General features: G+C 60.9%; 19 protein-coding genes. 8 read left to right on the top strand and 11 right to left on the bottom strand.

Translation table 11 applies throughout. The annotated features are described in order from the left end of the window. The first annotated feature begins 204 nt into the window (after nucleotides 1-204). The 6 genes from LJE98_RS20155 (at nucleotide 205) to LJE98_RS11940 (ending at nucleotide 6,350) form a co-directional block, all read left to right on the top strand. Nucleotides 205-333 (top strand): hypothetical protein, encoded by a 129-nt coding sequence (locus LJE98_RS20155; RefSeq protein ID WP_267499028.1) that lies wholly within the window; start codon nucleotides 205-207, stop codon nucleotides 331-333. A 639-nt stretch (nucleotides 334-972) separates the two neighbouring features. After that, nucleotides 973-1,971, top strand: a complete 999-nt coding sequence (locus LJE98_RS11960) for an ABC transporter substrate-binding protein (protein WP_229575448.1) — start codon at nucleotides 973-975, stop codon at nucleotides 1,969-1,971. A gap of 224 nt (nucleotides 1,972-2,195) precedes the next feature. Continuing rightward, nucleotides 2,196-3,110, top strand: a complete 915-nt coding sequence (locus LJE98_RS11955; protein ID WP_229575447.1) for an ABC transporter permease — start codon at nucleotides 2,196-2,198, stop codon at nucleotides 3,108-3,110. Further along, nucleotides 3,103-4,155, top strand: coding sequence for a quaternary amine ABC transporter ATP-binding protein (locus tag LJE98_RS11950; RefSeq protein ID WP_229575446.1), 1,053 nt, complete (start codon nucleotides 3,103-3,105; stop codon nucleotides 4,153-4,155). Before LJE98_RS11955 ends, LJE98_RS11950 begins: the two co-directional genes overlap by 8 nt. Before the next feature lie 131 nt (nucleotides 4,156-4,286). Continuing rightward, complete coding sequence (bmt, locus tag LJE98_RS11945; RefSeq protein ID WP_229575445.1) at nucleotides 4,287-5,306, top strand: betaine--homocysteine S-methyltransferase; 1,020 nt, start codon at nucleotides 4,287-4,289, stop codon at nucleotides 5,304-5,306. A gap of 228 nt (nucleotides 5,307-5,534) precedes the next feature. Further along, the gene (locus tag LJE98_RS11940) at nucleotides 5,535-6,350 is read left to right on the top strand and encodes a hypothetical protein (protein ID WP_229575444.1); all 816 of its coding nucleotides are present in this window, start codon (nucleotides 5,535-5,537) and stop codon (nucleotides 6,348-6,350) included. Nucleotides 6,351-6,398: 48 nt separating this feature from the next. Here the strand turns inward: LJE98_RS11940 and LJE98_RS11935 are convergent, their stop codons facing one another. From LJE98_RS11935 to cysG, 5 genes are all read right to left on the bottom strand, one after another. Next, nucleotides 6,399-7,211: a ferredoxin--NADP reductase gene (locus LJE98_RS11935; protein ID WP_229575443.1), complete on the bottom strand. Its 813-nt coding sequence runs from the start codon at nucleotides 7,209-7,211 to the stop codon at nucleotides 6,399-6,401. Between the two features lie 170 nt (nucleotides 7,212-7,381). Further along, nucleotides 7,382-7,894: a DUF934 domain-containing protein gene (locus tag LJE98_RS11930; RefSeq protein WP_229575442.1), complete on the bottom strand. Its 513-nt coding sequence runs from the start codon at nucleotides 7,892-7,894 to the stop codon at nucleotides 7,382-7,384. Nucleotides 7,895-7,907: 13 nt separating this feature from the next. Further along, nucleotides 7,908-9,581, bottom strand: a complete 1,674-nt coding sequence (locus LJE98_RS11925) for a nitrite/sulfite reductase (protein WP_229575441.1) — start codon at nucleotides 9,579-9,581, stop codon at nucleotides 7,908-7,910. A 14-nt stretch (nucleotides 9,582-9,595) separates the two neighbouring features. Then, nucleotides 9,596-9,910, bottom strand: coding sequence for a DUF2849 domain-containing protein (locus tag LJE98_RS11920; protein WP_229575440.1), 315 nt, complete (start codon nucleotides 9,908-9,910; stop codon nucleotides 9,596-9,598). Between the two features lie 2 nt (nucleotides 9,911-9,912). Continuing rightward, complete coding sequence (gene cysG / locus LJE98_RS11915; RefSeq protein WP_229575439.1) at nucleotides 9,913-11,355, bottom strand: siroheme synthase CysG; 1,443 nt, start codon at nucleotides 11,353-11,355, stop codon at nucleotides 9,913-9,915. 268 nt (nucleotides 11,356-11,623) lie between these two features. Here cysG and LJE98_RS11910 point away from each other — a divergent pair, with 268 nt between their 5' ends. Beyond that, nucleotides 11,624-12,211 (top strand): deaminase, encoded by a 588-nt coding sequence (locus LJE98_RS11910; protein WP_229575438.1) that lies wholly within the window; start codon nucleotides 11,624-11,626, stop codon nucleotides 12,209-12,211. A 20-nt stretch (nucleotides 12,212-12,231) separates the two neighbouring features. After that, nucleotides 12,232-13,050 (top strand): nucleoside triphosphate pyrophosphohydrolase, encoded by an 819-nt coding sequence (gene mazG, locus LJE98_RS11905; protein WP_229575437.1) that lies wholly within the window; start codon nucleotides 12,232-12,234, stop codon nucleotides 13,048-13,050. Between the two features lie 31 nt (nucleotides 13,051-13,081). On the opposite strand, the gene hflX is transcribed toward mazG, so the two are convergent. From hflX to LJE98_RS11875, 6 genes are all read right to left on the bottom strand, one after another. Further along, nucleotides 13,082-14,488, bottom strand: coding sequence for a GTPase HflX (hflX, locus tag LJE98_RS11900; protein WP_229575742.1), 1,407 nt, complete (start codon nucleotides 14,486-14,488; stop codon nucleotides 13,082-13,084). Beyond that, complete coding sequence (gene hfq / locus LJE98_RS11895; RefSeq protein WP_229575436.1) at nucleotides 14,484-14,735, bottom strand: RNA chaperone Hfq; 252 nt, start codon at nucleotides 14,733-14,735, stop codon at nucleotides 14,484-14,486. The genes hflX and hfq overlap by 5 nt, the downstream gene beginning before the upstream one ends. Before the next feature lie 111 nt (nucleotides 14,736-14,846). After that, complete coding sequence (locus LJE98_RS11890) at nucleotides 14,847-15,710, bottom strand: D-amino-acid transaminase (RefSeq protein ID WP_229575435.1); 864 nt, start codon at nucleotides 15,708-15,710, stop codon at nucleotides 14,847-14,849. Between the two features lie 14 nt (nucleotides 15,711-15,724). Continuing rightward, nucleotides 15,725-17,101 carry a Trk system potassium transporter TrkA gene (gene trkA, locus LJE98_RS11885; protein ID WP_229575434.1) on the bottom strand — a complete coding sequence of 459 codons (1,377 nt, stop codon included), beginning with the start codon at nucleotides 17,099-17,101 and terminating at the stop codon, nucleotides 15,725-15,727. A gap of 51 nt (nucleotides 17,102-17,152) precedes the next feature. After that, complete coding sequence (locus LJE98_RS11880; protein ID WP_229575433.1) at nucleotides 17,153-18,517, bottom strand: sigma-54-dependent transcriptional regulator; 1,365 nt, start codon at nucleotides 18,515-18,517, stop codon at nucleotides 17,153-17,155. Next, nucleotides 18,507-20,774, bottom strand: a complete 2,268-nt coding sequence (locus tag LJE98_RS11875) for a sensor histidine kinase NtrY-like (protein WP_229575741.1) — start codon at nucleotides 20,772-20,774, stop codon at nucleotides 18,507-18,509. Before LJE98_RS11875 ends, LJE98_RS11880 begins: the two co-directional genes overlap by 11 nt. Nucleotides 20,775-20,856: the final 82 nt, after the last annotated feature.

Below are 20,856 nucleotides of genomic sequence, written 5' to 3'. Positions count from 1 at the left end.
GCCTGTTTTCCTTCGTTTTGCCACGATCCCGCCATGAAGGTTTCCGCGATTGCGACACTGCGACAGGCTGCCGCGGACTTTTCTTCGTCAGTTTGTCGTTTGCGACATATGGTGACGGTTTATGCTCTGGCGCGCGGGCAGATCAGTGGTTATCTGCGCCTCGAAACCAGCGCTCGAAGAGGCGCGGCAATCTAGGAAACACCCATGCTCTACATCCTGCAGAACCGCAATAGACTTGCCATTGCCTGGAACAGCCGTGCCCCGCACAGCCAGACGATTGCCCGCTGGGAAGTGCGCCGTCCGCGCATGCCTGTCATCTCGGTAAAGGGCTGATCGCATCCGCGAGGCCAATCGGGCGCATGCCACCCAGGCAGGGTCTGCACCGTGACCCTATCCACAAAAAACAAACGCCCCGGGACGCAATACTCGATCCGGGGCGCAACCGACAGCGAACTGCCAGCTGACCCATCTATCGTTTCATGCGTTACCGTATCGTTAGCGCCCACTCTTTCTGAAACATTTTTAGAATTTTTTTTGTGTCTGTGAAACCGGACGCATACCCTATATATTGGCGCATCTGGGATATCCGAAGTCTCAACCGGGACGGCAAATTAGCCTCCACTGCGATCCGCCGAATTCAACAGCCCGTCTCTTGAGCGACTTGCCTTCCAGCAGCGGCCGAATTGCGTCAAAATCAGTCGCACCAATGACTTGGTGGTTGCGCCCCCGGACCACCCCGCGTCGTTCGGGAGGTTGATTTTCGGTCCCAAAGACGTAGGTTGTCCAGCGTGACAGACGGTCGACAGGGCAAAATGCTCTCCATGACAAGACCGGGTCCAATGGATGTCGCACCGGCTCGACGCGTCCCGGTCGCCATCCAAAATGAAGACATAATTGGCCGAGCGGTCTGCAGTAGCCGTCTCTGCCCGTCCCGATGAACGCTGCCAGATAAGACTGGGAGGTCTTAACTCCATGAAGAAGCTCCTCGCTTCCACACTTCTCGCCGCGGGTCTCTACGCAGTTGCAGGGTCCGCCCAAGCTGCCGAATGCGGCGATGTATCCATCGCAGAAATGAACTGGGCCTCGGCTGGCGTCGCCGCCTACGTGGACAAGATCATCCTCGAAAGCGGCTATGGTTGTAAGGTGACTGTTGTCACCGGCGACACCATGCCGACCTTCGCCTCGATGAACGAAAAGGGCCAGCCGGACATGGCTCCGGAATTCTGGGTCAATGCCGTGCGCACCGCCCTCGACGAAGCAATCGCCGAAGGCCGCCTCATCCAGGCCGCTCCGCTCCTCTCCGACGGCGGCGTGGAAGGCTGGTGGATTCCGAAGTTCATTGCCGACGCCAATCCGGATATCAAGTCGGTCCAGGATGCCTTGAATCATCCGGAACTGTTCCCGGCGCCGGAAGATCCATCCAAGGCTGCAGTAACGAACTGCCCCTCGGGCTGGAATTGCCAGGTCTCGACCTCGAACCTCTATCGTGCCCTCGGCGCGAAGGAAAAGGGCTTCGAACTGATCGACACCGGTTCGGCTGCCGGCCTCGACGGCTCGATCGCCAATGCCTTTGAAAACAAGAAGGGTTGGCTCGGCTACTACTGGGCCCCGACCGCAATTCTCGGCAAGTACGAGATGGTCAAGCTCTCCTTTGGCGTCGAGCATGACAAGGAGTCCTGGGACGCCTGCACGGCCGTTCCGGATTGCGCTGATCCGAAGGTCAATTCCTATCCGATCTCCGACGTCTACACTGTCGTGACCAAGGGCTTTGCAGATAAGGCCGGCGTTGCCATGGACTACGTCAAGACCCGCAAATGGGACAATGCCACGGTCGGCAAGGTCCTTGCCTGGATGGAAGAAAACCAGGGCACCAATGAAGACGGCGCCAAGCACTTCCTCGAAACCTACCCGGACATGTGGACCACCTGGGTCGCCCCTGAGGTTTCCGAGAAGGTCAAGGCAGCTCTCTGAGCGCAGCCCTAAATGATTACACGCGGCGGGCTTCGGCCCGCCGCGCTTTCTGCGAGGCGGCCTGCCGCGTCACACGATTGAAACGACTTCCGACGTCGCAGACGGCATGAATTCCCTTTCGGAACTCGGTTAGCCTCTCGCCGCGGGAATATGGGGCAGCGCCGCCAAGGCCGACCGCAGCGTTTTAAACGCCACAGTAAGCGGGGGTCGACAAGGGGAACGAGATGGCTTCAACTTTATGCAACTACCTGCCGGAACTGCTCTGCACGTTTCCGGAGATCGACGACACCGCCATGCGCATCGCGCGCAAAGGCATAGACGACAGTTTCAAGGGTTTCGTACGCGCTTACGGCAACGTGATCGACGCGGTAACAGACCCTCTGCAAATCTTTCTGAACTGGCTTGAAGCCCTGCTCGTCGATACGCCATGGTTCATCATCCTCGCGGTGATGGTCGTGATTGTGTATCTGACCAGCCGCAACATGCGGATTGTCGCCCTGACGATCATTGGCATGCTCTTCATCGGTTTTGTCGGGCTCTGGGAAGACACGATGATCACGCTGGCGATCGTCACTGTCTCGACGTTGCTCGCGATTATCATCGGCATCCCGATCGGCATCATGATGGCGCGCTCGGATCGTGCCCAGGCGGTGGTCAATCCGATCCTCGACGTGATGCAGACCATGCCGAGTTTCGTCTACCTGATCCCTGTCGTCATGATCTTTGGCATCGGCAAGGTGCCGGGTGTCATTGCCGTCGTCATCTATGCGGTGCCGCCGATGATCCGCCTGACCAATCTCGGCATCCGGCTCGTTGATGTCGAGGTTCTGGAGGCGGCAGACGCCTTCGGTTCGTCGTCACGCCAGAAACTGATGAACGTTCAGATCCCGCTGGCGCTGCCGACCGTCATGGCCGGCATCAACCAGACCATCATGATGTCTCTCGCCATGGTCGTGGTTGCCTCGATGATCGGCGTTGGTGGCCTCGGCAAGAATGTGTTGCAGGCGATCGCCAACCAGTTCCTGACCATCGGCTTCCTCAATGGCTTCGCGCTCGTTACCATTGCCATCATCTTCGACCGCGCCAGCCAGGCATATGGCAAGCGTCTTCAGCGCCACACGGAGGTCGTCCATGGCTAGTCACGACATTGAAATCCGCAGTCTCTACAAGATCTTCGGACCAGACGGCGCCGCCTATATCGACCAGGTGAAATCCGGCCTCTCCAAGGCGGATCTCAACGAGAAGCATGGCCATGTCCTTGGCCTGAAGGACATCAACATCCATATGCCGGGCGGCGGAATCACCGTGGTGATGGGCCTGTCGGGATCCGGCAAGTCGACGCTGATCCGCCATATCAACCGGCTGATCGAGCCGACTGCCGGAGAAGTGCTCTATGATGGCGTCGATGTCTGTCAGATGAGCCCGCTGGAGCTCAGGGAGTTCCGCCGGCACAAGACGGCAATGGTGTTCCAGAAGTTTGCGCTCCTGCCGCACCGCACCGTGCTGGAGAACACCATCTACGGCCTTGATATCCAGGGCATTCCGCGCTCGAAGAGCGAAGAAACAGGGCGCGGCTGGATTGATCGGGTGGGCCTTTCGGGCTTCGAAAGCCATTATCCGAACCAGCTGTCTGGCGGCATGCAGCAACGTGTTGGGCTTGCGCGCGCGCTGTCGAACGATGCGGACATCCTGCTGATGGACGAAGCATATTCGGCGCTCGATCCGCTGATCCGCGTCGATATGCAGAGCGTGCTTCTGGAACTGCAGCAGGAACTGAAGAAAACCGTCGTTTTCATCACCCACGATCTCGACGAGGCGCTGCGTCTTGGGGATCAGATCGCGATCCTGCGGGATGGCGAGGTGGTTCAGCAAGGTACAGGCCAACAGATCGTGCTGCAGCCGGCCGACGACTATATTTCCGCATTCGTCAAGGAAGTGAACCGTGGCCGTGTCATTCGCCTCGACACCATCATGGGTCCTGTCTCGGGTGCGGGCGACGGGCTCGCCTTGACCGGAAGTACCGTGCTTGAGGCTGCCGCGCGGATCATGACAGATGCCTCGCAGTCGAGCATAATCGTCACCGACGAGGCAGGTAAGCCGATCGGAAGAGCGGACCTGCAACAGATCATTTCCGCCATGGTCACGCCGAAGAGCCACGACGACAACCAACTGGCTGCGGAATAGCGGCAATCACTCTCCCGATCAGGGACATGCGGCTCGACGGCCCCGCCAATTGCGGGGCCGTTGTCGTTTTGGAGATTGATACGATATAAAGACTTCTTTATATGACTGGCATGACAAAGAGAGGAACCGCCATGGCAACCCCGTCCAATCCGCTTTCCGAACTGCTGGCCGAGAAGGGCGCGCTGCTCGCCGACGGCGCGACCGGGACCAATCTCTTCGCGCAGGGTCTCGAGGCGGGCGAGGCGCCTGAGCTGTGGAACGAGGCGCAGCCTGAAAAAATCGTCAAGCTGCATCAGGATTTTGTCGATGCCGGCGCCGATATCATCCTGACCAATTCCTTCGGCGGCACCCGCCATCGCCTGAAGCTGCACCATGCCCAGGACCGGGTGCATGAACTCAACAAGAAGGCTGCCGAGATCGCCCGCTCTGTCGCCGACAAGGCGCCGCGCAAGGTGATCGTGGCCGGATCCGTCGGTCCGACCGGCGAATTGCTGATCCCGCTCGGTGCGATGTCCTACGAAGATGCGGTCTCCGCATTTGTCGAGCAGATGGAAGGTTTGAAAGCCGGCGGCGCGGATGTCGCCTGGATCGAGACCATGTCATCGCCGGACGAGATCCGCGCGGCGGCCGAAGCCGCCGTCAAGGTCGGCATGCCCTACACGTTCACCGGTTCCTTCGACACGGCGGGCAAGACCATGATGGGGCTTCATCCGAAGGACATCCACGGTGTAGCTCCTGATGTCGGCTCCGGACCACTCGCCGTTGGCGCCAATTGCGGTGTCGGCGCCTCGGACATCCTGCAGAGCCTGCTCGACATGACCGGCGCGAACCCCGATGCAGTCGTGATCGTCAAGGGCAATTGCGGCATTCCGGAATTCCGCGGCACCGAGATCTTCTATTCGGGAACGCCACCGCTGATGGCGGATTATGCCCGCCTCGCCCGCGACGCCGGCGCAAAGATCATCGGCGGCTGCTGCGGCACGTCCTGCGATCATCTGGCCGCCATGCGCAAGGCGCTCGACGACTACACGCCTGGGCCCCGCCCGACATTGGAGGTGATCGTCGACCGGATCGGCCCGTTGCGCAACAAGACCGCAGACGAGAGTGGCGCGCAGGAAAGCAGCCGGCGCCCGCGACGCCGCGGCAACTGACCCGTCGGAAAGAATCTCAAAAAAAGGGCGCCTTGCGGCGCCCTTTCTCATTCTGCTCTTCCGTCGCAGGCGCAGCCGGCATGGTCCAGCCATTCGCCAGGATGGTAGGGTGAAGCATGGATCTCCGCTGTCACCCAAACGTGAAATGCAACTTTGGAAGCAGACCGACACAGTGAACCCGTCACATTGTTCCGCCGTGCCTCGGCGATGCATCAAGGAGATGTTTCCGTGTGGAAAGCAGGCCTGCTGATTTCAATCGCATGCACCGTTGCGGCAGGTTCCGCGTCCGCCCAGGATACGAGGAAATTGCCCGACGGCGAGATCAGTCGCCTTGGAACCAATTCCGCCTGGCTGGTTGGACCGACCGGCGTCTATGGCCATGCTGCACTTGGAGACGCCATCGAGGCGGCAGGCTTTGTCATTGAGCGAAATGGGGTGAAGCTCCATTTTCGACTTCCGGCAGATCAGGTTTTCGAGGATCGGCGGGTCAGGCTTGCTGATGTCAATGCGGATGGCAGTCCGGAAGCCTTGATCGTTCGGGCGCATCTGACGCAGGGCGCGTCACTTGCCCTCTACACCATCAAGGGGGACCGTATCGAGCTGATGGCGGACAGCGCGCCCATCGGCCATAGAAATCGCTGGCTCAATCCCGTTGGCATTGCCGATTTCAGCGGCACAGGCGAGCTTTTGATTGCCGCAGTCGTGACCCCCCATCTGAGCGGATCGCTGCGCTTCTACCGCATCGAGGGCAAACGGCTGGTTGATCTCGGTGGCATCGACGGCGTGACAAACCACATCAATGGCAGTCGGAATCTCGATCTGTCGCATGTTGCAGACCTGGATGGTGACGGCAGCATGGAGATCGTTCTCCCCTCGCTGGACCGGACGCGGCTGGTTGCCGTCTCCTTTCACCAGGAACAGGCCGTCATCACCAATGATTGGTCTGTTCCCTCCCCCATAGAGCGAATGGCTGCAGTCAGTGACAGCACACTTCGACTTGAACTGACCAACGGTCAGAGAACGACCGTCGAACTGCAGAAATGAAAACGCCCGGCGGGTCGGCCGGGCGTTGCGTCGGTCCCTCGTCTTTGATCAACCGACGAAGGCGCGCTCGATCACGAATTCGGCCGGCTTGTTGTTGGCGCCTTCCGTAAGGCCAGCCTTTTCCAAGAGCGCCTTGGTGTCCTTCAACATCGCTGTCGATCCGCAGATCATGCCGCGGTCGATCGCGGGGTCGAGCGGGGGAACGCCAAGGTCCGTGAACATCTTGCCGTTTTCAACCAGATCGGTGATGCGGCCCTTGAAGGGGTAGTCTTCGCGCGTAACCGTGGCGTAATGCTTCAGTTTATCGCCCACCAGTTCCGCCAGAAATTCATGGTTCTTGATCTCGTCCACGAGGTCGAAGCCGTATTTCAGCTCAGCCACCTCACGGCAGGTGTGGGTCAGGATGACTTCCTCGAACTTCTCATAGGTCTCCGGATCGCGGATCAGGCTGGCGAAGGGCGCGATGCCGGTGCCGGTCGAGAACATGTAGAGGCGCTTTCCCGGGGTGAGTGCGTCGAGGACAAGTGTCCCGGTCGGCTTCTTGCGCATCAACACCTTGTCGCCTGGCTGGATGCGCTGCAGATGCTGGGTCAGCGGACCGTTCGGGACCTTAATCGAAAAGAATTCGAGTTCTTCGTCCCAGGACGGGCTTGCGATGGAATAGGCGCGGTAGATCGGCTTTCCCTCGACCATCAGGCCGATCATGGCAAATTCACCCGAGCGGAAGCGGAAGCCAGCCGGTCGCGTCATGCGGAAGCGAAAAAGATGGTCGGTATAATGCGTCACGCTCAGTACCGTTTCAGCGAATACGCCTTCGGGCACGATCAGTTCGGCATTGTCGGTCTTCACGGGAGCATTCATAGGCTGTCGGTCCTATCCTTCGGTCGATTGGGTAGAGCCTATAATCCAGACCGCCCCATTCCACAATTCAGCCGGCATGCAGATTTCGCAGCCGAGGTATCTGCCAAAGCGAAGGCGGCAACCTTGACCGAGGTCAATTCGCCGCCCGCACATAGCGTTTTATTTATCTCTCAAGCGCCCGTTGAGCCCAGACGGCGCCAGCTGAAACCGCCAACTGCCTCAGAATCCCGAGCCGTCGGCTGGTAGCGCTGTGCAACGCCCGTGAGACGGTTTTCGGCAAGCCGACGCTGGGCAACCGGATTGGTGACGGCAAAGCTGTCGAAGCCGGTGCGCAGCATCAGCGGCACCTGGTCGATCAGGACGTCACCGACGGCGCGAAGCTCGCCCGTATAGCCGAGCCGGTCGCGCAGCAGTGTCGCATGGCTGAAACCGCGGCCGTCGCTGAAGGCCGGAAAGGCAACGGCGATCAAGGCGATACGGTCGAGATACGGCTCAAGTTTCCGCACGTCATCGGCAGGTGCCAGGAAGACACCGAGTCCGACGTCGTTTGTGTCAGCAACGGATTCGAGGAAATCCTCCACGGGCAAAAGGGCCTTCTCGCCCTCGCCTGCCTTGCGCTCTTCCGTCTCGGTCACCCAGATATCGCCCTCGACGAAACCGGTTTCTTTCCAGATCTTGGTCATGTCTTGTCCTGTCTCAGGCGGCTTCGACTGGGGCTGCGCCATAAAGCGCGTCCTTGAACGGTTTAGGGCCGACGCGGCGATAGGCCTCTAGGAAGGTTTCCCTGGGGTTGAGGCGCAGGCCGAGATAGGTGTCGACGATCGTCTCGACCGCATCGGTTACCTTTTCCGGCTCGAAACCGCGACCGATGATTTCCCCGACCGAAGAGTTCTCGTCGCCGGAACCGCCGAGCGTGATCTGGTAGAGTTCGGCGCCCTTCTTCTCGACACCGAGCAGGCCGATATGGCCGACATGGTGGTGACCGCAGGCATTGATGCAGCCTGAAATCTTGATCTTGAGTTCGCCGATCTCCTCCTGACGCTTCTGCGAACCGAAGCGGGTCGAGATTTCCTGCGCAACCGGAATGGAGCGCGCATTGGCGAGCGCGCAGTAGTCCAGGCCCGGACAGGCGATCATGTCGGTAATCAGGTTCGAATTGGCGGTGCCGAGACCTGCCTTTTCCAGCGCCTGATACAGCGGATAGAGATCACCCTTGGCGACATGCGGCAGGATGAGGTTCTGCTCGTGGCTGACGCGGATTTCGTCGAAGGCATAGCGCTCGGCAAGATCGGCAACGAGGTCCATCTGGGCATCCGAGGCGTCGCCCGGCGTGCCACCGATCGGCTTCAGCGAAATGGTGACCATGCCATAATCGGGATGACGATGGGGCTGGACGTTCTGCTGGACCCAGGATGCGAAGGCGGGGTCGGCCTTCTGGGCGCGGGCGAGTGCTTCCCAGCCGTCTGGTCGAGCGGTGAGAGCCGGCGGCGCAAAATAGGTCTCGATGGCGCGGATATCGCCTTCCGGCAGCTTCAACTCGCTGTCGCGGATTTCAGCAAATTCGGCTTCGACCTGACGCGTCAACTCCTCGACGCCCGTCTCGTGAACGAGGATCTTGATGCGGGCCTTGTATTTGTTGTCTCGGCGGCCATGCAGGTTGTAAACGCGCACGATGGCGGTGATGTAGGTCAGGAGATCGGCCTCGGGCAGGAAGTCGCAGATCTTCTTGGCAATCAGCGGCGTGCGGCCCTGGCCACCGCCGACATACACGGCGAAGCCGAGTTCTCCGGCCTCGTTCTTCTTCAGATGCAGGCCGATGTCATGGACCTGGATCGCAGCGCGATCCTTTTCGGCACCCGTCACGGCAATCTTGAACTTGCGCGGAAGGAAGGAAAATTCCGGGTGCAACGAGGACCACTGGCGGAGGATCTCGGCATAGGGGCGCGGGTCGGCAACTTCATCGGCGGCAGCGCCTGCGAAATGATCGGCCGTGACGTTGCGGATGCAATTGCCGGAGGTCTGGATCGCGTGCATTTCGACGCTTGCAAGATCCTCGAGGATCGCAGGCGTATCCGAGAGCTTCGGCCAGTTGTACTGGATGTTCTGGCGGGTGGTGAAATGGCCATAGCCGCGGTCGTATTTTCGGGCGACTTCGGCCAGCATGCGCAGTTGCTTCGCGTTCAGCGTGCCGTAGGGAATCGCGACGCGCAGCATGTATGCATGAAGCTGGAGATAGACGCCGTTCATCAGACGCAGCGGCTTGAAGGCGTCTTCCGCGAGTTCGCCCGACAGGCGGCGGGCCACCTGGTCGCGGAACTGCTCTACGCGCGCTGATACAAAGGCGTGGTCGAATTCGTCATAGCGATACATGTCTTACCTCAGGCTCAGGCGGCGATGAATGCCGGGTCGGCATAACCGTGACCCTCGGCATATGCAATGGTCGGGCCTTCCGCCCGAATACGCTCGCGCAGACGCAGCGGGCGGAGCTTGCCATCCTTTTCCTCGATCTCGATGACGTTGACGTCGACGACGAGATTACTCGCGAAGGCCTGCTTGCCTGCGGCTTCCAGCGCCTCGACGGCCTCGGCGTGGCGCGCCACGAAAGCTTCCTGCAGACGGTCTGTCCACTGGCCGCTGGCGTCGAGCCAGACGGCGATGCCGTCGGTCAGGCGGTTTGCTGTCAAAACCTTGTCTACCATCCTCAAATCCTTGCAAGTTGCGGTTCGGCCGAAACGAGCGCGCCAAGCGGCTCGGAACGGCTGAAATCGGCTCCGGCGACAGCGTCGCCGATGATGACCATGACCGGACCGGTCAGCTCGGTGCGAGCCTCCAGTCCCGGCAATTCCTTGAGCGTGCCGTGCAGAAGACGGCTGTCCCGACGCCCGGCATTCTCCACGACGGCAACCGTCGTGTCCTCGGCCAGCCCACCGGCCATCAGCCGCTCGGCAACCGAAGCTGCGACAGTGCGGCCCATATAGACGGCGACCGTGGCGCCCGACAGCGCGAGACGCGCCCAGTCCGGCAGCACATTGCCCTGAAGGTCGCGACCGGTCGTGAAGACCAGCGACGACGAGACGCCGCGGAGCGTCAGCGGCAATTCGAAATCGGCCGCTGCTGCAAGCGCAGAAGTCACGCCTGGGACGATTTCGTAAGCAATGCCCGCATCACGCAGCGCGGCCATTTCCTCGCCTGCACGGCCGAAGATCAGTGGATCGCCTGATTTCAGGCGCACGACGCGCTTGCCGGCATGGCCCAGCTCCACCAGAAGCGCGTTGATTTCAGTCTGGGATTTCGAATGACAGCCCTTGCGCTTGCCGACAGGAATGCGCTCGGCGTCGCGACGGCCCATATCGACCACTTCGCGGGGGACCAGGGCGTCATAGACGATAACATCGCATTCCATCATCAGGCGATGGGCGCGCAGGGTCAGCAGATCCTCGGCACCGGGACCGGCACCGACGAGAAAGACGCGCCCCTCAACACGATCGGCAGCCACGCCCTTCAGGAGGCGGGTCGCCTCGCGGCGGGCCATGCTGATGTCGTCCGACTCGACGTGGTCTGCGACCTTGCCCTTGAAAAAATCGCGCCAGAACAGCCGACGCGGCGCTCCGCGCGGCACGAGGCGATCAACGGCACGGCGATAGGAATTGGCGAGGCGCCCCAGCTTGCCGAGCGAGCGCGGCAGGAGACGATCGATATCGGCGCGGATCATCTGGGCGAGAACCGGGCCGACGCCCTCTGTGCCGATCGCAACCGCAACCGGAGCACGGTTGACGAGCGCGGGCGTGTAGAAATCGCACCAATCGGGCTGGTCGACGGCATTGGCCGGGATGCGCGCCTGACGTGCGGCCGCCACGATCTCACGGTCGAGTGCGCCCTCACCCGTCGCAGCAAATACAAGACATGCGCCCTCGACCTGAAGGGGTTCGAATGCCTCTGCGACCTGCTCGATGCCGTTCTGGGCCAGGAAGGCGGCGTAGTCGGCTTCCGGTGCGTCGGCATAAGCAATGATCCGGGCTTCGGTGTTTCTCAGCAGACGCGCCTTGGCATAGGCCTCGTCACCGTTTCCGAAAACGGCGGCGACCTGATTCTCAACCTTGAAGAAGGCCGGGAAAACCGAAAGCTGTTTGTCCTGCTGCGTCATGAATCATCCGATGCCAGAGAAACCCAATATCGCGTCCCGTGCTCATAATTTGAAGAAACAGAAATCCCTTGGCCGGAGGCCTTGCGTATTTCTGTCCTAGTCCCGTCACCGTTGCGAGCAAAAGTCACCGGGTCCTCTACTTACGTGCTTCCATCAGCAATCAAAGCCCGAACTGCCGCAAAAAGTTGGAGACAGTCCATCATTTCGCTTTCGGCGCATGTTTGCCAGGGGCTAGGATCGAAGTCCCAACAGCGCGGAGTGGCAACACGTGACGACCCCCGAACTCACCCGTCGACTGCTCGACGTCATCGAACATGATATTCTTCCCCTGACGCAGCGCGGCGTTGCCCTAGGCAACAAAGTGTTCGGTGCGGCGATCCTCAGGAAGTCGGACCTGTCACTGGTGCTGGCCGAAACCAACAACGAACTGGAAAACCCGCTCTGGCATGGCGAGGTGCATACCTTGAAGCGCTTCTACGAACTGGGCGAGCGGCCCGACACCAAGGACCTGATCTTTCTGTCGACGCACGAACCCTGCACGATGTGCATGTCGGCGATCACCTGGGCGGGCTTCGACAATTTCTATTATTTCTTCAGCCACGAGGATAGCCGCGACGCTTTCGCCATCCCGCACGACCTGAAGATCCTGAAAGAGCTCTTCGGGCTTGAGCCCGGGGGTTATCGACGGCAAAACGCCTTCTGGCTCAGCCATGCGATGATCGAGATGGTCGCCTCGGCCAGCGACGCCGAGCGCCCTGCACTTTTCGAACAGGTGAGCCGGATCAAGGCGGAATATGACCGTCTTTCGGAGAGCTACCAGTCGTCCAAGGGCGCCAACGACATTCCGCTCAACTGAGCGACGATTACAGGACCATCATGGAAGCCTCCCACGACATCAATCGCCTGCTCGAGATCATGGCGGCGCTCCGTCAACCCGAGACCGGCTGCCCCTGGGACATTGTCCAGAGCTTCGAGACGATCAAGCCCTATACGATCGAGGAGGCCTATGAGGTCGCGGACGCGATCGAGCGCAAGGACCCGGACGATCTCTGCGAGGAACTGGGCGACCTGTTGCTGCAGGTGGTCTTCCATGCGCGGATTGCCGAGGAAGAGGGGTTGTTCTCATTCGGCGATGTGGTCGAGGCAATCACCCGAAAGATGATCCGCCGCCATCCGCATGTGTTTGCCCGCTCGGACGCCGATACGCCCGAAGCGGTGAAGGCGCAGTGGGACAAGATCAAGCAGCAGGAGAAGGCCGAGCGTCTCGCCCGGCGTGCCGCCCGTGGATCGGCTGACGATCCCGATACCGGCTATCTCGGTTCGGTGCAGCGCTCCTTCCCGGCACTCACCGAAGCGCTGAAGCTGCAGGAGCGCGCCGCCAAGGTTGGCTTCGACTGGTCGGAGGCAGCCCCCATCCTTGACAAGATCGAGGAGGAGATCGGCGAATTGCGCGAGGCGCTGGCCGAGAACAAAGCGGACAAGGTCAAGGACGAACTCGGTGACCTGATCTTTGCGCTGGTCAATATCGGCCGGCATGTGGGGGCGGAACCGGAGCAGGCGCTACGTGGCACGAATACCAAGTTTCGGAATCGATTCAGCTATATAGAACAGTCTCTTCAAGGGGCAGGCGAAACGCTCGAAGCGGCTTCGCTGGAGCGCATGGAAGAGCTTTGGCAAGCGGCGAAGGGCAGATGACAGCCCGGCCGCCTGCAGACCTCCACAGGATTCAGCGCTCCCAGTCTTCCTTCTCGGTCGGCTTCTTGCCGCCGAGCTTGCGCTCCAGTTCATCGGCCTGACGGTCGGTGAGGCGCACGTCCAGGCTGACGCTGCCATCCTCATGATCCTCGCGGCCGCTCACCACTGCATTTTCATAGAGCCAGGAAATCACGGCATGCCTGTCGGCGGCAATGGTGATCGTGGCCTCGGTCAGCACGCCCGAGAGGCGTTGCGAGATGACATCCAGCAACGTGTCGACACCTTCACCGCTGATGGCGGAGACAGGCAAGACATTCTCGCGGCCTGCGGCCTTTTGCAGAATTCCGTCATGATTTTCAGGATCGAGCCGGTCGATCTTGTTCCAGACCTCGATAATGCGCTCAGAGCGCTCCTTCTCGTCAATGCCGAGATCGTCGAGAATGCGCAGGACGTCAGCCGACTGGGCCCCGTTGTCTGGGTCGGACATGTCGCGGACATGCAGGACGAGATCGGCTTCCAGCACCTCTTCCAGTGTCGCGCGGAAGGCGGCGACCAGGTGGGTCGGCAGATCGGAGATGAAACCGACGGTATCCGACATGATGACGGTCCGGCCATGCGGCAACTTCATCCGGCGAAGCGTCGGATCGAGCGTCGCAAACAGCATGTCTTCGGCCAGCACGCCCGCACCGGTGATGCGGTTGAACAGTGTCGACTTGCCGGCGTTCGTATACCCCACGAGCGCCACGATCGGATGGGGCACCTTGCGTCGCTTGGCGCGGTGCAGCTGGCGCGTGCGGACCACTTGTTCGAGCTCGCGCTCAAGCTTGATGATCTTGTCCTGCAGCTGGCGGCGGTCGGCCTCGATCTGGGTTTCACCCGGGCCACCCATGAAGCCTGCACCACCGCGCTGGCGTTCAAGGTGGGTCCAGGAACGCACGAGGCGGCCCTTCTGATAGTTGAGGTGAGCAAGCTCGACCTGCAGCGTACCTTCCTTGGTGGAGGCGCGGCGGCCGAAGATTTCGAGGATCAGACCCGTACGGTCGATGACCTTCGCGTTCCAGGCCTTTTCGAGATTGCGCTGCTGTACCGGTGTCAGCGGATGGTCGACGATGACAAGGCCCGCGTCGTGCTCGTCGAGCAGGGCCGCCACTTCGGCAATCTTGCCCGTTCCAAGCAGGGTGGCCGGGCGCGGCTGGTTGACCGCAACGATCAGGCCCTGGACGATGGTCAGATCTATGGCGCGCGCAAGGCCGATCGCCTCTTCGAGACGCGCATCGTTGGATCGGCTCGGGGCTGGCGGCGCACCGTCCGGCAGAGGCTGGACCCGCGCCTGCTTCAGCACCGGCACGAGCACGAGCGCCCGCATGTCATCCCGGTGCTTTTCGTCCTCCGGGATGATCGATTCGTTTTTTGTATCGCGGCTGGTGATGATCTCAATCCTGTCCGGAAGCGGCGTCGTCACTCTCGAACATCGTCATGGGCTGGCCCGGCATGATGGTCGAGATGGCGTGCTTGTAGACCAGCTGAGAATGGCCGTCGCGACGCAGGAGAACACAGAAATTGTCGAAGGATGTTACAACACCGGTCAGCTTCACGCCGTTGATCAGGAAGATCGTCAGCGAAATCTTCTGCTTGCGAACGGTATTGAGGAAGAGATCCTGCAGGTTCTGAGAACGTTCCGCCATGGCGCCGCTTCTTTCTTTCTTGCCGGTCTTTTGTCGACCGGTGTGATTATTGTTTGATAGTTGGCAAGCTTGGGGAATTGGCCCCTCGCCCCTCCGCCGAAAAACGTGGTATCAAATCACCGTCTTTTCCGCAACGTCGAAAAAGGACGTACGGATGCGCTCTGCCATGGCGCCCGGATGCCCATTTCCGATCGGCTGGCCGTCAATCTCGACGATCGGGAAACAAATGCTGGTCGCCGCTGTAAGAAAGACTTCCCGGGCCGACAGCATCTCGTCGCGCGAAAACTCCCGTTCCTGCACCTTTACTCCGAGCTCAGACGTTACATCCATCAGGCCGGTGCGGGTAATTCCGCGCAGGATGCCGCGTTCGGCAGGTCGCGTGACCAGCACGCCATCCTTGTCGACGATCCAGACATTGGTCGCCGCTCCTTCGGTGACCATCCCGCCGGCATCGACATAAATCGCTTCCTGGGCACCTTTGTCCTTCGCCGCCTGGCGGGCCATGGCGTTCGGCAGCAGACCGACCGTCTTGATGTCGACCCGATCCCAACGGTTGTCCGGCATGGTGATCGCCTTCAAGCCCGTCTCGTTCTTCTTCGCGATGACCGCCGGATCGGTGATCTTGGCTGAGATCACGAGGCTGGGCGGCGTATCGGCTGAGGGGTAGACATGGTCGCGGCGTGCAACACCGCGGGTGACCTGGAGGTAGAAAAGGCCGTTCTTCACCCGATTGCGACGGCAGACCTCGCGGATGACCTGGCTGAGCGCCGGACGGCTCATCGGCCACCTGATCGCCAGTTCCGAGAGAGAGCGGTCGAGCCGATCGAGGTGACGAGTCAAATCGACGATCATGCCGTGGCGGATCTCGCAGACCTCGTAGACACCGTCGGCGAATTGATAGCCCCTGTCCTCGATGTGCACGGCGGCTTCAGAATGGGGCAGATAGCGGCCGTTGACGTATGCAATGCGGGGCATGGGTTCGCGAACCTTCAAAAATACTGGATCGATACACGGAAGAGCTGCTCGACATGGCGAACGGCTTCGGCGGCAGCGAAGAGGACCACCCGGTCCTTCGCCTTGATCCTCGTTTCCCCATCGGGGCGGATGACCGTCTTGTCGCGCAGGATGGCGCCGATGCGCAGACCGGGCGGCAGATCAAGCTCCCGGAAGGGCTTGCCAACGAGCGGCGACGTTTCGAGCGCCTCCGCCTCTATCACCTCCGCCTTGCCCTTCTGGACCGCATAGACGGCGCGTATGCGCCCCTTGCGGACATGTTGCAGCACGCGGGAGATGGTGACGGCCCGCGGATTGATATGCGCGTCGATGCCGATCGACGTTGCGAGATCGTGGAAGGACGGGCTGTTGATCAGCGCCATGCCCGACTTGCAACCTAGGCGCTTGGCCATGGCGGCGCTCAGTATATTCGTCTGGTCATTGTTGGTCAGCGTCACGATCAGGTCGGCATCGTGGATATCGGCCTGCTGCAGGATGTTCTGGTCGAGCGCCGATCCATGCAGCACGATCCCGTCCTTCAACTGGTCGGAGACGGCGAGTGCGCGCTCACGATCGTTCTCGATGATCTTGAGGCGCGTCTTGGGCTGCATCTGCTCGATGGCCTGGGCGACGTAGTAACCGATATTTCCACCGCCGGCGATGACAATGCGGCCCGCCTCCTGCTCCTCGTGACCGAAGAGACCGAGCGTGCGGCGGGCATGATCGCGCTGGCAGATGACATAGGCGAGGTCGCCGACGAGAAGATGATCCTGCGAGCGGGCCACGTTCAGGCGGCCATTGCGCCAGATCGCGCAGACCGTCGCCATCAGGTCCGGAAATAGCTCGCTCAACTGGTTGAGTGGCGTATCGACGACCGGGCAATCCTCCATGCATTCAATGGCGAGCATGGCGATGTGATCATCGGCGAAGCGGACGATGTCTGTTGCACCCGGAAACGAAATGCGCCGCAGCACCATCTTGCCAACCTCAATCTCGGGCGAGATGGCGACATCGATCGGCAGATTATCACGGCTGAACAGGTCGGAATATTCCGGCAGCAGGTAGTTCTGCGAGCGAATGCGCGCGATCTTGGTCGGCACATTGAAGAGGGAATGGGCGACCTGGCAGGCGGTCATGTTGATTTCGTCATAGAGAGTGACGGCGATCAGCATTTCGGCCTGATCGGCACCGGCAAGGGCCAGCACGTCAGGATGAGCGCCGTGGCCGACATAACCACTGACATCGAGCGTCTCGGTGATATGCGAGACGAGCGAGGCCGAGGTGTCGATCACGGACACGTCGTTGCCCTCCTGGGAAAGGCGTTCGGCGATACCGTAACCGACCTGGCCTGCGCCGCAGATGATGACTTTCATGGAATGATTCCCGCCCCAGGGTCGATTGTCTACCGGTTACGCTTCGCCCGCTTATACGCCAAGCGATTTCAGTTTGCGATGGAGAGCGGAGCGTTCCATACCGACGAATTCAGCGGTCCGGGAAATGTTACCCCCGAAGCGATTGATCTGGGCAATCAGATAGTCCCTTTCGAACATCTCGCGTGCTTCGCGCAGCGGCAGCGTCATGATGTGTGTATCGTTTCGCGCCGAGACCTTGGGCAGCATGTCCGAGAGATCCTGCGGCAGCATTTCGGCTGTGATCGGTGAATCCGGGCTGTCGCCCTGGGCAAGGATCATCAGCCTTTCCATGTTGTTGCGCAGCTGGCGGATATTGCCCGGCCAGTCATTGGCCTGCAGAACCGCCATGGCGTCGTCGCCGATCTTGCGCTGGCGAATGCCGGCCTGCTCGGAGATCTGGCGCATGAACATGTCAACCAGGAACGGAATGTCCTCGCGGCGTTCGGCAAGCGCCGGCACCTTGACCGGTACGACGGCCAGGCGATGGAACAGGTCCTCGCGGAAACGACCCTCGGCGATGAGGCTCTCGAGATTGTAGGCGCTGGAAGAGATGATCCGGACATCGACCTTCACCCGTTTGGAGCCGCCGACACGCTCGAACTGTTGCTCGACAAGCACGCGCAGGATCTTGTTCTGCGTTTCGCGCGGCATCTCCCCGATCTCGTCGAGATAGAGGATGCCGCGATGCGCTTCTTCCAGCGCCCCGATGCGCCGTGGCTGGCCTGGTGTGCCCTCCGTGCCGAACAGTGCCATTTCCATCCGGTCAGGCGTGATTGCGGCCGCGTTCAAGGATACGAAGGGCCCGCCCGAGCGCGACGACCGCTTGTGGATCATGCGCGCAACCAGTTCCTTGCCAGATCCGGAGGGGCCGAAAATCATGATGCGGCTGTTGGTCGGAGCCACCTTTTCAATGGTCTGGCGCAACTGAGAGACGGCAACCGAGGTGCCGATCAGTTCTATCGCGTCACCCGTGCGACGCTTCAGTTCCGAGACCTCGCGCTTCAGCTTCGAGTTTTCCAGAGCACGTTCCGCGATCAGGATCAGGCGATCGGCCTTGAAGGGCTTCTCGATGAAGTCGAAGGCACCGCGCTTGATTGCCGAGACGGCCGTCTCGATGTTTCCGTGACCGGAAATCATGACGACCGGCAGATCGGGATGGCGGGCCTTGATTTCATCGAGCAGCGCAAGGCCGTCGAGGCGGCTGCCCTGCATCCAGATGTCGAGAAAGACCAGGCGCGGGACCCGGTCCGAGATGGTTGCAAGGGCGCTGTCGGCGTCATGCGCGGTGCGGGTCTCGTGCCCCTCGTCGCTCAGAATGCCGGAGACGATCTCGCGAATGTCCTCTTCGTCGTCGACTACCAGAATATCAGAGGCCATTGACCATTTCCTTATCGCTTTCAGTCTCGATGGCGGGCCCGTCCGCGCGTGGCAGGATGATTCTGATCATCGCGCCCCTGCCCCGGTCGAAATCGGCCGGCGCATCATGCAGCTCCAGCTGTCCGCCATGTTCTTCAATGATCTTCTTGACGATGGCGAGGCCGAGGCCGGTGCCCTTCTCGCGCATGGTCATGTAAGGTTCGAGAATCCGGTGCCGGTTCTCGTTCGGAAGACCGCGGCCATTGTCGATCACGTCGACGATGAAACGGTCCTGCTCGCGATCGAAGGACGAGCGTATCAGGACCTTGCCCTTCCCCTCCAGTTCCTCTTGCGGCACCGCCTCGATCGACTCGACGGCGTTCTTGACGATGTTTCCGACAGCCTGGGCCAGCATGCGCGCATCGAAACTGCCTTCGAGCGGCTCGTCGCCAAACTCACGCTGGAATTCCACCTCGGCGCTGCCGATCTCGCGCAGGAAGACGGCATCCGTCAGGATCTCGCGCAGATCCGAGCGCTGTTTCGTCGGCTTCGGCATGCGGGCGAAGGCGGAGAACTCGTCGACCATGCGACCGATGTCCTCGACCTGTCGGACGATGGTGTCCGTGCATTGATTGAAGATGGCCTTGTCGTCCTCGGCGATCTGCTTGCCGTAACGGCGTTTCAGCCGCTCCGCCGAGAGCTGGATCGGAGTGAGCGGATTCTTGATCTCATGGGCGATGCGGCGCGCCACGTCGGCCCAGGCCGTGGAGCGCTGGGCGACAACGAGATCGGTGATGTCGTCCAGGGTGATGACGTAGGAATCCACCGAACCGCGCGTTTCCTCGCGCGTGACCTGAACGTTCAGCGTACGCTCCTTGCCACTGCGGATCATGTTTATCTGCTCTCGATACTCGCCGCGGTGCCGCACAGCCGCCTCCGCAAGGACGCGATCAACTTCCGGCGCCACAAGCGCGAGCTTCTGGCCCATCAACTGCTCCGACGGCAACGCCAGGAAGTATTCTGCCGACGGATTGACTATGGTGATGATGCCATCATCCTCGACGCCGATGACGGCGGCCGTGACGCCCGAGAGAACCGCTTCGATGAAGCGGCGGCGGTCATCGACCTCGTCCTTGGCTTCCAGGATCTCGTCACGCTGCGAACGGATCTGGGAAACCATCTTGTTGAACGTTCGCGACAGGCTGCCGACATCGCCATCGGCGGCGCGGACTGGAACCAGCACATTGAGATTGCCCGAGGCAATGCTGTCGGCTGCCCCGATCAGCAAACGGATCGGTCGGACGATCCGGTCGGCAACCGCGATCGCGGTCCAGATCGCCGCAAGCAGAACGATCAGTGCGAAGCCCAGATAGAGAATGGCAAAGGCAATCTGCAGCGTCGTGCGACCATCTTCCATGGCCTGGTATTCGGCGGTGTTCTCTTCCATCAGGCGCATGGCCTGCATGACCTTGGGATCGACGGCGCGGATCGTGTAGAGGAAGGTACCCGACAGGCTGTCGAGCTTGATGATGGCACCGACGAGATTGGTGATCCCCGGCGGGATCAGCGTCGGCTGGCCGCCAGCGGCACTGACCAGCGCGTCGCGCGGGATCGCCGGCAGGGGCTTTTCCGTGTCGATGTCGGCCTGTGTGATGGCAGAACCGTCCTCACGGACGAGGAAGGCACCGAGCATGCCACGCCCGCGCGCCTGCCGAGTCATGAGTTCGACGAAGCCGGTGCGATCCAGGTAGAAAAGCGCGCGGTTGCGCTCCAGATCGTTTGCCATGGAAATCGTCTGGCCCTGCAGATAGCTGGCATTTTCCAGCATATAGGCCTGGGCGACGTTCATGGACGAGGAGACGATCGACTGGGTGCGGATGGAGAACCACCGGTCCAGGCCGACATTCAGCGTGATCGAGGCGAAGATTGCGACAAGGATCGCGGGCGTGATCGCAATCACCGAGAAGAGGGTCACGATCCGCACATGAAGGCGGGCAGCGGCCCGTCCGCGATGGCGGGCCTTGAAAAGGCGCAGCACCTCCCGAGCGATGAGAACCATCAGTCCGACGATGAAAAGCGAATTGACGACCGCCGAGGCGACAAGCACCCGGGACGTCGGCTCGATGCGCGTCAGGCCCAGAAGGATCGGGAGTGTCAGGGATGCGCAGAGCAAAGCCCCGCCCGCCAGCAACAGACCCGGCAGCGCAAAGGATGCGCGCCGATCATGTGTCAGTGCCGTATCGACCTCTGCTGCGGAGATTCGCCTCACGCGTGCCATCATTTCCCCCGGATCCGCGCAATCGGATCTCGTTCACCCGACCGCCACCAGGGCTGAAGTCGGCTTGTTGCTGCAAGGCTCT

This window comes from Rhizobium sp. 'Codium 1', assembly GCF_020889605.1.
Taxonomy (GTDB): domain Bacteria; phylum Pseudomonadota; class Alphaproteobacteria; order Rhizobiales; family Rhizobiaceae; genus Allorhizobium; species Allorhizobium algae.
This window is presented reverse-complemented; position numbering and strand designations above follow the sequence as displayed.